Annotated in this window: 14 protein-coding genes; all 14 read left to right on the top strand. The window is 34.3% G+C overall.

All coding sequences use genetic code 11. The annotated features are described in order from the left end of the window. Window positions 1-11 precede the first annotated feature (11 nt). The 14 genes from EV214_RS15185 (at window position 12) to iolC (ending at window position 16,338) form a co-directional block, all read left to right on the top strand. A complete protein-coding gene (locus EV214_RS15185) occupies window positions 12-563 on the top strand; it encodes a Fe-S-containing hydro-lyase (protein WP_132247253.1) in 552 nt (183 codons plus the stop codon). A 14-nt stretch (window positions 564-577) separates the two neighbouring features. Beyond that, complete coding sequence (locus EV214_RS15190; RefSeq protein ID WP_132247255.1) at window positions 578-1,756, top strand: NAD(P)-dependent malic enzyme; 1,179 nt, start codon at window positions 578-580, stop codon at window positions 1,754-1,756. A gap of 348 nt (window positions 1,757-2,104) precedes the next feature. Then, a complete protein-coding gene (locus EV214_RS15195) occupies window positions 2,105-3,097 on the top strand; it encodes a LacI family DNA-binding transcriptional regulator (RefSeq protein ID WP_132247257.1) in 993 nt (330 codons plus the stop codon). A 294-nt stretch (window positions 3,098-3,391) separates the two neighbouring features. Then, on the top strand, window positions 3,392-4,405 hold the full coding sequence (iolG, locus tag EV214_RS15200) for an inositol 2-dehydrogenase (protein WP_132247259.1): 1,014 nt from the start codon (window positions 3,392-3,394) through the stop codon (window positions 4,403-4,405). A 177-nt stretch (window positions 4,406-4,582) separates the two neighbouring features. After that, window positions 4,583-5,548: a sugar ABC transporter substrate-binding protein gene (locus EV214_RS15205; protein ID WP_207669706.1), complete on the top strand. Its 966-nt coding sequence runs from the start codon at window positions 4,583-4,585 to the stop codon at window positions 5,546-5,548. A gap of 84 nt (window positions 5,549-5,632) precedes the next feature. Continuing rightward, entirely contained in the window at window positions 5,633-7,129 is a 1,497-nt protein-coding gene (locus EV214_RS15210; protein WP_132247297.1) for a sugar ABC transporter ATP-binding protein, read from the top strand. 44 nt (window positions 7,130-7,173) lie between these two features. Further along, on the top strand, window positions 7,174-8,145 hold the full coding sequence (locus EV214_RS15215; RefSeq protein WP_132247261.1) for an ABC transporter permease: 972 nt from the start codon (window positions 7,174-7,176) through the stop codon (window positions 8,143-8,145). A 169-nt stretch (window positions 8,146-8,314) separates the two neighbouring features. After that, a complete protein-coding gene (locus EV214_RS15220; RefSeq protein ID WP_132247263.1) occupies window positions 8,315-9,700 on the top strand; it encodes an aldehyde dehydrogenase family protein in 1,386 nt (461 codons plus the stop codon). A gap of 9 nt (window positions 9,701-9,709) precedes the next feature. Beyond that, on the top strand, window positions 9,710-10,549 hold the full coding sequence (locus EV214_RS15225) for a class II fructose-bisphosphate aldolase (protein ID WP_132247265.1): 840 nt from the start codon (window positions 9,710-9,712) through the stop codon (window positions 10,547-10,549). A 16-nt stretch (window positions 10,550-10,565) separates the two neighbouring features. After that, a complete protein-coding gene (locus EV214_RS15230; RefSeq protein WP_132247267.1) occupies window positions 10,566-11,357 on the top strand; it encodes a 5-deoxy-glucuronate isomerase in 792 nt (263 codons plus the stop codon). 33 nt (window positions 11,358-11,390) lie between these two features. Continuing rightward, window positions 11,391-13,325: a 3D-(3,5/4)-trihydroxycyclohexane-1,2-dione acylhydrolase (decyclizing) gene (iolD, locus tag EV214_RS15235; RefSeq protein ID WP_132247269.1), complete on the top strand. Its 1,935-nt coding sequence runs from the start codon at window positions 11,391-11,393 to the stop codon at window positions 13,323-13,325. A gap of 26 nt (window positions 13,326-13,351) precedes the next feature. Then, a complete protein-coding gene (gene iolE, locus EV214_RS15240; protein WP_132247271.1) occupies window positions 13,352-14,251 on the top strand; it encodes a myo-inosose-2 dehydratase in 900 nt (299 codons plus the stop codon). 33 nt (window positions 14,252-14,284) lie between these two features. Beyond that, window positions 14,285-15,286 carry an inositol 2-dehydrogenase gene (gene iolG, locus EV214_RS15245; protein WP_132247273.1) on the top strand — a complete coding sequence of 334 codons (1,002 nt, stop codon included), beginning with the start codon at window positions 14,285-14,287 and terminating at the stop codon, window positions 15,284-15,286. A 44-nt stretch (window positions 15,287-15,330) separates the two neighbouring features. Beyond that, on the top strand, window positions 15,331-16,338 hold the full coding sequence (iolC, locus tag EV214_RS15250) for a 5-dehydro-2-deoxygluconokinase (RefSeq protein ID WP_132247275.1): 1,008 nt from the start codon (window positions 15,331-15,333) through the stop codon (window positions 16,336-16,338). Window positions 16,339-16,567 lie beyond the last annotated feature (229 nt).

The following is a 16,567-nucleotide window of genomic DNA, read 5'->3' on the forward strand; positions in this document are numbered from 1 at the left end:
GAGGGAAAGAAATGGAAAATAAAAGGATGTCTACGCCTTTAACACAGGAGAAGGTGAAGGATTTAAAAGCAGGAGATACGGTTTTGATAACAGGAACCATTTATACAGGAAGAGATGCAGCGCATAAGAGATTAATCGATACACTCAATAAAGGAGAAGAATTACCTTTTGATGCAAAAGATGCGATTATCTACTATGTAGGGCCTTCACCAGCTAAACCAGGTAAGCCAATTGGATCAGCAGGACCTACTACGAGCTACCGTATGGATGATTTGACGGTTCCATTGTTAGAAAAAGGGTTGACTGGCATGATAGGAAAAGGTGTAAGAAATCAAACGGTAATAGATGGCATGAAAAAAAATAACGCAATCTATTTTGCTGCAATCGGTGGTGCAGCAGCATTAATTGCTGATTCAATCAAAGAAGCTGAAATTATTGCTTATGAAGACTTAGGCCCAGAAGCGGTTCGAAAATTAACAGTAGAAGATTTTCCAGCTGTTGTGGTAATAGACAGTGAAGGCAATAATCTTTATGAAACAGAAAGAAAGAAATATCAAAAATAGAGGAGGCGTACAAAATGAAAGATTATAATAAAATGGCAATCGACTTACATATCAAACATAAAGGGAAAATAACGGTAGAAAGTAAGGTGGCAGTAGAAACGAGGGATGATCTTTCTACAGCATATACACCAGGAGTAGCAGAACCTTGTAGAGTGATTCATAAAAACCCAGAAGCTGTTTACGATTATACTTCAAAAGGAAATTTAGTTGCTGTTGTGAGTGATGGAACAGCTGTATTAGGGCTTGGAGATATAGGACCTGAAGCATCGATTCCTGTAATGGAAGGAAAGTCGATTTTGTTTAAGACTTTTGCTGATGTAGATGCTTTTCCAATCTGTTTAAAAACAAAAGATGTAGACGAAATTGTAAATACTGTAAAATTATTGGAGCCCGTTTTTGGTGGGATCAATTTAGAAGATATTTCTGCACCGAGATGTTTTGAAATAGAAGCAAGATTAAAGAAAGAATTAGATATTCCTGTTTTTCATGATGATCAGCATGGAACAGCAATTGTTACACTTGCTGGATTAACGAATGCGTTAAAATTAGCAAATAAAAAGATGGAAGATATAGAAGTAGTGATTAATGGATCAGGTTCAGCAGGGATTGCTATTGCAAAAATACTTTTAAGTGTAGGGGTTAAAGATATAGTTATATGTGATAGTAAGGGAATTATTTATGAAGGATTAGAAAACTTAAATTGGGCAAAAGAAGAAATAGCAAAAATAACAAACAAAAAGAAATTAAAAGGAACACTTGCTGATGCAATCAAGAATAAAGATGTATTTATCGGCGTTTCAGCACCAAATAGCGTAACAAAAGAAATGGTAAAATCTATGAATGAAAAAGCAATTATATTTGCTATGGCAAATCCTACTCCTGAAATTATGCCAGATGATGCAAAAGAAGCAGGTGCATTTGTTGTAGGAACAGGAAGATCAGATTTTCCAAATCAAGTGAACAATGTTTTGGCATTCCCAGGTATATTTAGAGGGGCACTTGATGTTCGTGCAAGTGAAATTACAGAGGAAATGAAAGTAGCAGCAGCTTATGCGATTGCAAATGTTTTAAAAGAAGAAGAGTTAAGTCCAGATTGCGTAATTCCAAATGCATTAAATAAAGAAATCTCAAAAGTTGTTGCAAAAGCGGTTGCAAAAGTGGCGATAGAGAGTGGCATCGCCAGGATTAAATAGAAGTTAGCGTATGGGGTTTAAATAGGGTGTGTAAGGGAAGTAGATGATTTAAAAAAAAACAGGTGTGTATATGCCTGTTTTTTTTATCCGTAGTTCACCAATCTCAATGTAGGTGTATAAGGATTAATTTAGATGAAAAAATTAAAACATTCTATGAACTGAATATTGGAAAGATATTGATGAGGAGATTATTCAAGGATAAAAGGTGAATTTTCACATCATTTATGGCATGATGAAGAATAAGGTAGCCTATAGAGCACCAGTTGTTTGAAAAGTACAGAAAGTATTGTTTGAAAAATACGAAAACGTTTGCTATAATTATAATCAAAAAGAAATTGGTGAAAATGTATGATTACAATCAAAGATATTGCTAAGGAAATAGGTATATCCTATACGACAGTTTCACGTGCATTAAATGGAAAATCTGGGGTAAGCCCAAAGACAGTGAAAAAAGTTTTAAAAGAAGCAGAAAAAATGGGTTATCAACCAAATGCTATCGCAAGAGGATTGGTAAAAAAGTATACAAATACAGTCGGACTGGTTATTGCAGATATTACAAATCCCTATTATCCTTCTATTGCTCGAGGAGTTGAGGATGCTGCAAGAAAAATTGGATATAATGTATTTTTATGCAACACAAATTATGATAAAGACAATGAAAAAAGTTATTTGAAAACCCTTCAAGAGCAAAGAGTTGATGGGATTATCATACATCCTGCAAAAGATGACTTGCCAAGTATATATGATTTGCAAACGCCAATGATTTTAATTAATCGTCCTTCTCATGGTGGAAAGACGAGTACAATAGAAGTGGATAATGAAAGAGGGGGATTTTTAGCTACTGAGCATTTGATTCAATCAGGATATAAAAGGATTAGTTTTATTGGTGGAGATGTAGTTTCTTATTCAAATAACAAAAGATTAGAAGGTTATAAACAAGCATTGATGAAGTATAATCAGCTAATAGATGAATCAATGATTGTTCATGGCAGCTTTAAAACTAAAAGTGGTTATACTATAATGGAAAAAATGTTAAAATTAGAAAATCCACCGGATGCAGTTTTTGCAGGGAATGATGTTATTGCCCTTGGAGTATTGCATTGTGCACAGGATTATGGATTGAATATGCCAGATGCTTTTGGTGTAGTTGGTTTTGATAATGTTCAATTTTCTGAACTTCCACAAATTCAGTTAACGACGATAGATCAACCTAAATATTATATTGGTAAACTGGCTTTTGAAATGTTGATAGAAGAAATTAGGAACAAAGAAGAACGGATTATTAAAAAAATCGTTTTAGAACCAGAATTGATTATTCGAAAAACAACCCAAAAAAGATAAAAAAGAATTTTTGAAAAACCAGTGAGAAAATCATAAAATTTTCAATAAAATACCTAATATTGTAAAATAATTAACGATATTATGGTCTTGATAATACAAACGTTTGCGCTAACAGATGAATATTTTAAAAAAATATGACAGCAACAGAGAAAAAACTGATAAATATATAACAAGTATATTCTGAAAATTCTTTATTGACATAAAATAAAGAGTATAGTAAGATTATCTTAAATTAAACGCAAACGTTTGCATTGGAATTATAAAAAACTTTATTTTAGAGGAGTAGAAGGATTTATGAAGAAAATAAAAATAGGTGCTGTAGGTTTAGGAAGATTAGGAAGACAGCATGCTAAAAATATTGCCTTTAGAATACCGAATGCTGAATTATTAGCTGTATGTAGCATAAATCAAGAAGAAGTAGATGAAGTACAAAAGAACTGGGGAATTGAATATGGCTATACAGACTATAACGAAATGTTAAGAAATAAAGCGTTAGATGCAATCTTTATTTCATCTCCATCGGCACTTCATTGTCAGCAGATCTCAGATGCATTAGAAGCAGGATTTCATGTTTTTAGTGAAAAGCCACTAGGAACAACATTAGAAGAATGCAAATTAGCAGAAGCAGCAGTAGAGAAGCACCAAGATAAAGTATTTATGCTAGGTTTTATGAGAAGATATGATCCATCTTATGCATATGCAAAGAAAAAAATAGAAACAGGAAAAATAGGAAGACCTATTCTTTTTAGAGGATATAGCCAAGATCCAGAGCATGCAATAGAAGGAGCAATCAAGTATGCAGATCATAGTGGGGGACAATTTATCGATATGGCAGTACATGATATTGACTTAGCAAGATGGCTTTTAGATTCAGAAGCAGAATCTATTTATGCAATCGGTGGATGCTATGCACATCCAGAGTTTGGTCAATATGATGATGGAGACAACGTTTCAGCATTAATGCAATTTAAAAATGGTACAATGGCATTTTTATTTGCAGGAAGAACAGCACCACATGGATACAACGTAGAAACAGAAATCATCGGAACAAAAGGAATACTAAGAATTGCAACCGTACCACAAAAGAATTTAGTAGAAATATTAGATGAACATGGTGTAAGAAAAGAGTGTTCACAAGATTTCTTAGAAAGATTTGATCAAGCTTATGTAGAGGAGGTACAAGAATTTGTAAATTGTATCATAGAAAACAGAAAGCCAGCTGTAACTGTATATGATGGTACAAAATCAACAATCATTGCTTATGCAGCAACAGAAGCATTCAAAGAAAATAAATTGGTTAGACTATAATTTTTTTTATGTGAAATTATCTGAATATTCAGACACAAAATCCGACAAAAAATGAAATCTTGGGTTTAAATGACAGGGTGGAGCAGACTAGTTTTTGACAAGAACAATCCGAATATAAGCTCAAATTCAGAAAATCAGGAATTTGAGTTATATAAATAAAAAAGGGAGGAATATATTGTGAAAAGGTTGTTTGCACTATTATTAATTGTTGTGATGAGTGTTTCTTTATTTGCAGGATGTGCTGCGAAAGAGGAGGCTCCAGCTAGTGGCGAAGGCAAAGCAGAAGGAAAATTGAACATAGGAATTTCTATTTCTAGCTTTGATGATACTTTCTTAATGTACATGAAGGATGGGATGGATGCATATGCAAAAAAATTAGGCGAAGAAGTTGAAACGACTTATGTGGATGCAAAGGAAGATGCAATCAAGCAATTAGGGCAAGTTGAAAACTTTATAGCACAAGGTGTTAATGCGATCATTGTTGTTCCAGTTAATACTGAAGCTACTGGCCCGATCACACAAGCTTGCCAAGAAGCAAACGTTGCACTAGTATATGTAAACAGATTACCAGATAACTTACCTGAAGATATTATCTTCGTTGGCTCTCAATCAATTGACGCTGGTATTTTCCAAATGGAATACTTAGCTGAACAAATGGGTGGAACAGGTAATGTGGTAGTTTTAATAGGTAAATTAGATAATGAAGCTGCAATTAAGAGAACAGAAGGGGTTAAAAAGGTTATAGAAGAAAAATATCCTGATATTAAAGTAATCAAAGAACAAACAGGTGAATGGTCAAGAGCAAAAGGAATGACAGTTATGGAAAACTGGCTAGCAAGTGGAGATCAAATCGATGCAGTAGCATCTAATAATGATGATATGGCATTAGGTGCATTAATGGCAATTGAGGCACAAGGGAAACTTGATGATATAATAGTAGCTGGCGTAGATGCTACACCAGATGCTTTAGCAGAACTCGAAAAAGGTAGATTAAATGCTACAGTATTCCAAGATGCTGAAGGACAAGGTGGCGGAGCGATGGAAGCTGCTATTAAAAAAGCAAAAGGTGAGCAAATAGAAAATAGAGTATGGATTCCATTCCAATTAGTAACACCAGAAAACTACAAAGAATTTATGAAGTAATATAAAAACATAAAGGATATCAATATGCGTTGATATCCTTTATGTAAAAATATGAAGAAAAATAATGAAAAAGAGGTGAAAATGATGGACAATGATTATATTTTAGAAATGGAAAATATAACGAAGGAATTTCCAGGGGTTGTGGCATTAGATGATGTGCAACTAAAGGTTAAAAAAGGAAAAGTACATTCATTAATGGGTGAAAATGGTGCGGGAAAATCTACACTAATGAAAACAATCATCGGTATCCATCAACCAACGAAAGGCAAAATCAAATGGAAAGGACAAGAGATGGTCATAGAAAATACAAATCATGCATTAAGTCTAGGTATTTCTATGATTCACCAAGAATTAAGTCCTATACCATATATGACGGTTGCTGAAAATATATTTTTAGGACGTGAACCTGTAGGAAGATTTGGATTAGTAGACCATAAAAAAATGGAAAAAGACACAAAGGAATTATTAAATAACTTAGAAATCGACATTAACCCTAAAGAAATAATGGCTAATTTAAGTATTGCCAATACACAAATGGTAGAGATTGCAAAGGCAATATCGTATAATTCAGATTTAATTATTATGGATGAGCCAACATCAGCCATTACAGAAAAAGAAGTAGCAAATCTTTTTAAAATTATAGAAAAATTAATAAGCAAAGGGGTCGCTATTATCTATATTACCCATAAAATGGATGAAGTATTCAAAATTTCAGATGATATAACTGTTTTTAGAGATGGTAAATATATTGATACTAAACCTGCAAAAGAGCTAGATCATGATAAATTGGTTCAATTGATGGTAGGTAGAGAATTAAAACAAGTTTTCCATAAAGAAAAGGCTAAAATTGGAGAAGTTATTCTAGCGGTTAAGAATCTAACAAGAAAAGGATATTTTAAAGATGTAAGCTTTGAGGTAAGAAGAGGAGAGATTTTTGGTATAGCAGGGCTTATGGGTGCTGGAAGAACAGAAGTAATGGAAAATGTATTTGGGATTACAAAAAGAGATTCAGGAGAGATTTATATTAAAGGACAAAGGGTGGAAATTAACACACCTGAAGATGCTATTAAGCATAAGATGGCACTACTAACTGAAGATAGAAAATTAACAGGGATTTATTTAATGCTTTCTGTTCAAGATAATATGGTTGTTGCAAATGTTAAAGACTATTTGAATGGATTCTTATTAGATAAAAAGAAAATTGCTAAGGTTTGTGAGGAAGAAATAGAAAAGCTTTCTATTAAAACACCAAGCAAAGAACAAATTATTGGAAATTTAAGTGGAGGAAATCAGCAAAAGGTTTTAATTTCAAGATGGTTGCTTACACAACCTGATATATTGATTCTAGATGAACCTACAAGAGGCATCGATGTAGGGGCAAAAGCTGAAATTCACAAATTAATGTCAAAGCTTGCACAGCAAGGAAAAGCAGTTATTATGATTTCTTCAGAGCTTCCAGAGGTATTAGGAATGAGTGATCGTATTATGGTTATGTATGAAGGTAGAAAAACAGGAGAGATTATGAGAGGAGATGCAACACAAGAAAATATTATGTATTTAGCAACAGGTAAGGAGCATTAAAAGTTTTTAAAGGGATGGGGACAAATAGAAAGGAGTAAGATCATATGAAAGAAAGAACAGAGCAGATGTTTAAAAAATATGGCATATTCTTAATTTTTATCGGTATGGTTGTATTGATGTCTATACTTTCTCCAGCATTCTTAAAAGTAGGCAACATACTAAATGTTGTAAGACAAATTTCTGTTATTGGACTTATTGCATTTGGGGTAACGATGGTCATTATTACGACAGGAATTGACTTATCATCAGGATCTGTACTTGCATTATCAGCTGTTGTGGCAGCAAGCTTTGCACAAAGAGCTGATTGGGCGTCAAAAATGTATCCAAATATTGATGTACCTGTCATTGTACCGATCATAATGGGGATATTAGTAGGAATTCTATGTGGTGCTGTTGTTGGGATTATCATTGCGAAAACAAAGATTCCTCCATTTATTTCAACATTAGGGATGATGATTATAGCAAGAGGTTTAGCACTTTTATATAGTGATGGTAGACCTATTAGTAGCTTGAAGGATTCATATAATTTTATTGGGCAAGGAAAAGTTTTAGGAATACCATTTCCAATCATCGTTTTAATGGTTATGGCAGTGATTACACATATATTATTAAACAATACTAAATTTGGTAAGTATGTATATGCAATTGGTGGGAATGAAAATGCAGCTGTTGTTTCAGGCATCAATGTAGATAAGTATAAGGTTTTAATTTATACTTACGCAGGTATGCTATCAGGTATGGCAGGGATTGTATTATCATCAAGAATCAGTTCTGGTCAACCAGGTCTTGGCGTATCTTATGAGTTAGATGCGATCGCTTCTGCTGTTATTGGTGGAACCAGCTTAAATGGTGGAATCGGTAAAATTACAGGAACGATTATCGGCGCTTTAATCATAGGTGTTTTAAATAATGGATTGGATTTATTAAATGTATCTGCATACTGGCAACAAATTGTAAAAGGGATCATCATCGTTGGAGCAGTTATATTAGATGAAAGAAAAAATACAAAAAAATAGAAAAATATTTATGAATTAATGCAAGGAAAGGATTTTAATCGTTTTCATACAAAAAAGCAAATGTTTGAGAAGAGATTACATAATTATTCAAAAATTTTTTTTGAAATTATAGCAAACGTTTGCGAAAATAATGATAAATCAGTAATAGCGAATACGAGGGGGCGTTAAAATGAGTCAAAATGCAAAGGAATATGTAGCAAGCTTGATTGAAAGAGCAAGAAAAGCACAAGCTATAGCAGATACTTTCACACAAGAGAAGGTAGATAAGTTATGTACAGCTATTGCATGGAATATTGTAAAACATGATGTAGCAGATAAAATTGCAACAATGGCAGTTGAAGAATCAAATCTAGGGAACTATGATGGAAAATACGCAAAATTAATGACAAAGATTCGTGGTGGTCTTCGTGATATGAAAGGTAAAAAATCAGTGGGGGTCATTGAACGTGATGATGAAAAACAAATCATAAAGGTTGCAAAGCCAGTAGGCGTAGTGGCAGCATTAGTTCCTTGTACAAATCCAGAAGCAACACCCGTACTAAAAGCAATGTTTACAATCAAAGGTAGAAATGCAATTATACTAGCACCACATCCAAGAACCAAAAATACAAATACTTATATTGTAAATATTATGCGCCAAATCCTTAAAAAATATGGTGCACCAGAAGATTTAATCATTCCAGTTGAACAAGTATCAATGGAAGTAAGTGGAGAATTAATGGCACAAGCTGATCTGGTATTGGCCACTGGTGGCGGAGGTATGGTAAAAGCAGCTTATAGTTCAGGTACGCCAGCTTATGGAGTAGGGCAAGGAAATGCTGTCACAGTAGTAGATGAAACAGTAGATTTAAAAGAAACTGCAAATAAAATCATGAGAAGTAAAACCTTTGACTTTGCAACAACCTGTTCTACAGAAAATTCATGTGTAGTAAAAGATTCTATATATGATGACTTTATAAAAGCGATGGAAGCTGAAGGGGGATATTTAGTAAAGGGTGAAGAAAAAGAAAAACTACAAAATGCTATGTGGCATGATGGACATTTAAGTAGTGCAATCGTAGCACAAGCACCAGAAGCAATAGCTGCTGAAGCTGGTATTACTCTCACAGAAGGAAAAACATTTTTTATGGTAGAAGAAACTGGAATTGGACCCGATTATCTATTCTCAGGAGAAAAATTATCTGTTGTAACTACAATATTTAAATATGGAGAGTTCCAAGAAGCAATTGATACAGTAAATGCAATTACAGCATACCATGGAAGTGGACACTCTTGCGGCATCCATACACATGATGAAGAGAAAGTTTTAGCGTTAGCTTTAAATACAAAAACAAGCCGTGTAATGGTAAGACAGCCACAATGTCTAGCAAATAGTGGCGCATGGACAAATGGCATGCCAATGACATTGACTTTAGGATGCGGTACTTGGGGTGGAAATATAGCATCTGAAAATGTAACTTGGAAACATTTAATAAATGTGACGTGGGTATCAGCGCCAATCCCATCAACACAGCCAAGTGATGAAGAATTATTCGGCGAAATTATGAATGACTAGGAGAGAATAATGCTCGTTAATTTAAAAGAAATATTAAATGGAGTGGCAAAATCTGATTCTGCCATTCCTGGATTTAATGTATTTGGATATGAAGATGCAATCGCTGTAGTACGTGCAGCAGAAGAACTAAATGCTCCTGTAATCCTTATGACAAATAAAGTAGCAGTTTCTCATATGTCAATAGAAATTTTGGCAAAAATATTGTGTGGAGTTGCTGAAAATGCAAAGGTATCTGTATGTGTTCACCTAGATCATGCAACTGAATATGAATTAATAGCTAAAGCAATTAAAGCTGGATATACATCTGTTATGTACGATGGTTCACAACTTCCTTTTGAAGAAAATATTCGAAATACAAAAGAGGTTGTAAGATTGGCCCATGCATGTGGTGTATCTGTAGAAGGTGAAATTGGAGCAGTAGGATATAGTGATCCTTCTCTAAAGGTAGCAGCTAGATATACAGAACCAGAGGAAGCAAAAATATTTGCTGAAAGTACAAGGGTAGATGCCCTAGCAGTAGCAATTGGTACCCTTCATAGAATGGAAACCCAAGAAGCTGTTATACAATATGATCGTTTAGAAACAATTGAAAAGTTAACAGATGTATCACTTGTGATCCATGGTTCTACAGGAATAAAAGATGAAGATTTAACGAAACTTTCAAAATATAATGTAGCAAAGGTAAACATTGGAACAGCCCTTCGAAGGGTATTTGGAAATACAATGAGAGAAGAGATAAAGAATAATCCAAAGGAATCTGATAGAATCGCCTTTTTTCAAAAACCAATGCTTGAGGTACAAAAAGAAGCCAAAAAGAAGATGGAATTATTAGGTTTAGGAAAAAAGTAAAGGAAGGAGTTATGACATGAAAATTAGACAAGCAGAACCTTTTGCTTATGGGTATAACAGTATTACAGAAATGAATGGTAAGCATCGTGATATGCTAATGGATTTTGGCATATTAAAAATGAAAAAAGATGATGTAGAAACAAATTGTGAAAATTTAGAAAGAGCGTATCTATTGATTCAAGGAGAAGTCACTTTTGAATGGGAAGGAGACAAGGTAATAGTAAAGAGAGAAGACTGTTTTTCAGAAGATCCATATTGTCTTCATGTGCCACAGCATGTAGAAGTAAAATTAACAGCGCTAAAAGATGATACAGAATTAGCTGTCCAAAAGACAGATAATGAAAAGGCTTTTCCTTCAAAATTATATACACAAGAAGAATGTAGAAGTGAACAATTTGGCGCAGGAACACTAAACGAAACAGCTACAAGAACAGTAAGAACTATTTTTGATCATGCGAATTCACCAGATGCAAACCTGGTAATAGGAGAAGTGATTAATCATCCAGGAAAATATTCAAGTTATCCGCCGCATCATCATCCACAGCCTGAAATCTATCATTACCGTTTCTATCCAGAACAAGGTTATGGTCTTTCAACTGTAGGAGATAATGCATATGTAGTGAAAAATATGGATACAGTTGCAATTCCAGGAGGCTTGGTTCATCCTCAAACAGCAGCACCAGGATATGCGATGTATTATGTTTGGATGATCAGACATTTAGAAAACAATCCATTTGATGAACGTATTTTTGTTGATGAACATAAATGGTTATTAGATCATGATGCAAAAATATGGCCTGCTAAGTAATGATTTAGGAAAAAATAAAGGAGGTCAAGGACAATGAAAACAATCAGAATGACTGTGGCGCAAGCTTTAGTAAAATTTCTTGATAATCAATATGTAGCGTTTGACGGAAAAGAACAAAAATTTGTTCATGGGATATTTACAATATTTGGGCATGGTAATGTTTTAGGTCTTGGTCAAGCATTAGAAGAAGATGCTGGAGCGTTAGTTGTATACCAAGGAAGAAATGAACAAGGAATGGCACATGTAGCAACTGCTTTTGCAAAACAAAAGCATAGAAAACAAATTTGTGCAGCGACATCATCTGTAGGGCCAGGAGCTGCAAATATGGTAACAGCTGCTGCAACAGCAACAGCAAATAATATTCCAGTATTGTTACTACCTGGAGATATTTTTGCTACGCGTCAGCCAGATCCAGTACTACAACAGGTTGAGCAGTCCCATGATTTAACCATCAGCACAAATGATGCATTCAAAGCTGTAAGTAAATATTGGGATCGTGTAAGCAGACCAGAACAATTAATGACGGCTATGATCAATGCAATGAGAGTACTTACAGATCCAGCAAATACAGGAGCAGTAACCATATGTTTGCCACAAGATGTACAAGGTGAAGCTTATGATTATCCTGAGTATTTCTTTCAAAGACGCGTTCATAGAATAGAAAGAATACCGGCAACAGCTGAAGCGATAAAGGATGCTGTTACATTAATCAGTAGAAAGGAAAAGCCACTCATTGTTTGTGGTGGAGGGGTAAGATATTCAGAAGCTGCTGAAAGCTTGAAAGCATTTGCAGAAGAATTTAACATTCCATTTGCAGAAACACAAGCAGGGAAAAGTGCAATAGAGTGGACACATCCATTAAATTTAGGTGGCGTAGGTACAACAGGTAATCTAGCTGCAAACCTTATTGCAAAAGAGGCAGATTTGGTTATTGGTGTAGGAACAAGATTTACAGACTTTACGACCGCATCTAAGAGCCAATTTAAAAACCCGGAAGTAGATATCTTAACCATTAATATTTCAGCGTATCATGCATATAAAATGGATGCTACAAAAGTAGTTTCAGATGCAAAAGTAGGATTAGAGGCAATCGCCAAAGAACTTAAAAAGATTGGATATAAATCATCCTATAAAGAAGAAATAAAAGCTGCAAAGGATGCATGGCTAAAAGAATTGAATAGATTATTTGGTGTAGCATACAATGATGAAGACTATAAGCCAGAAGTTGCAGGACATCTTGATCATGTACTGCCTGAGTTTTATGAACAAACAGGTTCTTGTTTAACACAAACAAATGTGCTCGGTGAATTAGATAAACTATTAGATGCTGATGCAATCGTTGTAGGTGCATCAGGAAGTTTACCAGGAGATCTTCAAAGAGTATGGTGTCCTAAAAAGCCAAACACGTATCATATGGAATATGGATATTCTTGTATGGGCTATGAGGTTGCTGCAGCACTAGGTGTAAAAATAGCAGCACCCAATCAAGAAGTATATACATTTATAGGTGATGGTAGTTATTTAATGCTACATTCTGAACTTGTGACAAGTATTCAAGAGAAAAAGAAAATCAATGTCGTGTTATTTGATAATATGTCATTTGGTTGTATCAACAACCTTCAAATGAGTCAAGGAATGGGAACTTTTGGAACAGAATTCAGATTCAGAAATGAAGAGACTAAAAAGCTTGATGGAAAACTAATCCCTATTGATTATGCCATGAGTGCAGCAGGATATGGTGTAAAAACATATACAGTAAAAACGATAGAAGAATTAAGAGGAGCCATTGGAGAAGCGAAAAAACAAACGGTATCTACATTAATTGATATCAAAATACTGCCAAAGACAATGACTGATGGATATGAAAGCTGGTGGAGAGTAGGAACAGCACAAGTTTCTAGTAAACACGCTATAGAAGAAGCTGCAAAAGAAATAGAAGAAACTGTAGAAAAAATAAGGCAATATTAATCATATAACAATGAGGGGGGATAAGTATGTTAAGCAAAGCAAAAATAAAATTAGGAATCGCACCAATTGCATGGACAAATGATGATCTTCCAGAGTTAGGATCGGAAAATACTTTTGAGCAATGTATAAGTGAAATGGCACTTGCAGGATTTAAAGGAAGTGAAGTAGGAAACAAATATCCAAAGGATCCAAAGGAATTAAAAAAAGCACTAGACTTAAGAGGTGTTCAAATCTGTAATGCATGGTTTAGCTGTTTCTTTACAACAAAGCCTGAAGAAGAAACAATAGAAGCATTTATGAAGCACAGAGATTTTTTATATGAAGTGGGTGCTAAGGTAATAGGGTGTTCTGAACAAGGGAAAAGCATCCAAGGATTAGACAAACCAATCTGTGATGAAAAACCAGTATTTACGGATGAAGAATGGGAAAAACTTGCAAAAGGGATGAACAAATTAGCTGTTCTTGCTGCTGAAAAGGGAATGAAGGTTAGTTTGCATCATCATATGGGAACAGGGGTTCAAACACTTGCAGAGGTGGATCGATTTATGGAAATGACAAATGATGAGGTATATCTATTATTTGATACAGGACATATGTATTTCTCAGAAGGAAACCAAGATGCAGTGGATGCAATCATTGAAAAATATGCTGATAAAATTGTACACGTACACTTAAAAGATGTAAGAGAAGATGTATTAAAAACACTAAAGGAAGAAAAATGGTCTTTCTTAAAGGGTGTTAAAGAAGGGATATTTACAGTACCTGGAGATGGCATAGTAAGTTTTGATCATACTTTTAGGGTATTAGAAAATATCAATTATGAAGGTTGGATGGTTGTAGAAGCAGAGCAAGATCCAGCGAAAGCAAATCCACTAGAATATGCAATGAAAGCAAGAAAATTTATCGCAGAAAAAACTGGATTATAAGAAGGACAAATAAAAAAAGAGGAGAAATGAGCGATGGGAAAAATGAAAGTGGGTATTATTGGTGCTGGTAGAATTGGTAAGGTGCATTCTCAAAGTATTATGAACCATATTCCAGAAGTTGAAATCAAAACAATATCAGACGTTTACATAGATGTTGCAAAAGAATGGGCAAAAAAAATGGATATCAAAGAAGCAACAAGTGATTATAAAGAGATTTTAAATGATCCAGAAATCGATGCAGTATTAATTTGTTCTTCCACAGATACACATGCACAAATTTCAGTAGAAGCTGCACAAGCAGGAAAGCATATTTTCTGTGAAAAGCCAGTTGATTTATCAGTTGAAAAGGTAGAAGCTGTACTTGAAGCAGTAAAAGAAGCTGGTGTGAAATTTCAAGTAGGATTCAATAGAAGATTTGATCATAACTTCAGAAAAGTAAAAGAAATCATTGATACAGGTAAGGTAGGAGATCTTCATATCGTAAAGATTACTTCAAGAGACCCTGCACCACCACCAGCAGAATATGTTAAGGTTTCTGGCGGAATGTTTTTAGATATGACCATCCACGACTTTGACATGGCAAGATTTTTAATAGGAAGTGAAGTAGAGCAAGTTTTTGTATCTGCAGCAGTAAGAGTAGATCCAGCAATTGGAGAAGCAGGAGATGTAGATACAGCTGTTATTAATTTGAAATTTACGGATGGTACCATTTGTGTCATTGATAATAGTAGAAAAGCGGCATATGGCTATGACCAAAGAGTAGAAGTATTTGGTTCAAAAGGAAAAGTTGAAGTAGCTAATGATACACCATCTACTGCGATGTTAAGTACAGAAGAAGGTGTATTTAGTGATAAGCCAAAATATTTCTTCCTAGAAAGATATATGGATTCTTTTGTTGATGAAATGAAAGACTTTATGGATGCAGTATTAAATGATAAACCAGTCCCTGTTACCGGGATAGATGGATTAAAACCAGTACTAATCGGCGTAGCTGCAAAAAAATCAGTAGAAGAAGGAAGAACTATTAAGCTATAAAAACTGATTTCGGAATATATTAGTTCCATAAAGGAGGTAGTCAATTGAATAATCTTAAATTTGATAATCAAAGACTTATTGATTTTATTGCTATCGGTAGATTGTGCATAGACCTAAATGCCAATGAAATCAATAGACCTATGGAAGAAACATTGACATTTACAAAATATCTTGGGGGCTCTCCTGCAAATATAGCAATAGCAATGTCAAAGCTTGGAATGAACACAGGCTTTATCGGCCGTGTAGCAGATGACCAAATGGGTAGATATATTGTAGATTACCTAAAAAAAAGCAATATTGATATATCGAATGTGATCACCGACAAATCAGGTAGTGTAACAGGGCTTGCTTTTACAGAAATTAAAAGCCCCACAGATTGTAGTATTTTAATGTATAGAGACAATGTGGCAGATTTAAAGCTTCAGCCAACAGATGTGAATGAAGAATATATCAAAAATGCAAAAGCCATTTTAGTTTCAGGTACAGCGTTAGCTGCTAGTCCATCAAGAGAGGCTGTTTTCTTAGCATTAGATTATGCTAGAAAGCATAATACGGTAGTATTCTTTGATATAGATTATCGTCCATATACTTGGAAATCAGTAGAAGAAATAAGTGTTTATTATAATCTTGTAGCAGAAAAATGTGATGTGATTGTGGGAACCCGAGAAGAATTTGACATGATGGAAATGTTAACAATGAAAGGAAATAAAGATGATCATGCTACAGCACAAAAATGGTTTAATTTTAATGCAAAGATTGTAGTTATCAAGCATGGAAAAGAAGGTTCAATTGCTTATACAAAAAAAGGGGAAGAAATTGTAGGCGACGTATTCCCTGTAACACCACTTAAGACATTTGGAGCAGGAGATTCATATGCAGGAGCCTTCATTTATGGATTAATGCAAGGGTGGGATATAGGAGAAGCAATGAAATTTGGTGCAGGATCAGCAGCTATTGTAGTTTCAAGCCATAGTTGTTCAGATGCTATGCCAACTACAACACAAATAGAAGAATTTATTTTAAATTATGGAAAATATAAAGCGATAGAATAAACCTGAATGATTCATAAGAAGAGGGTATAAATGGCTTTGTGCTTTAAGAAAAATAATATTCCTATCTGATAAGAATTAGCTAGATGATGAAAGCTATAAAATAGTTGTATCTATTAGTATATTCGTCCAATTTATATGAAAGTATACGTACTTTCATATAAATTGGGCTATATTTTACCCTAAATCGCAATATAAAAGATTTTAGATCCACTATGTTGCCATTAATCTT

Origin of the sequence: Marinisporobacter balticus (assembly GCF_004345705.1) — a bacterium.
GTDB lineage: Bacteria > Bacillota > Clostridia > Peptostreptococcales > Thermotaleaceae > Marinisporobacter > Marinisporobacter balticus.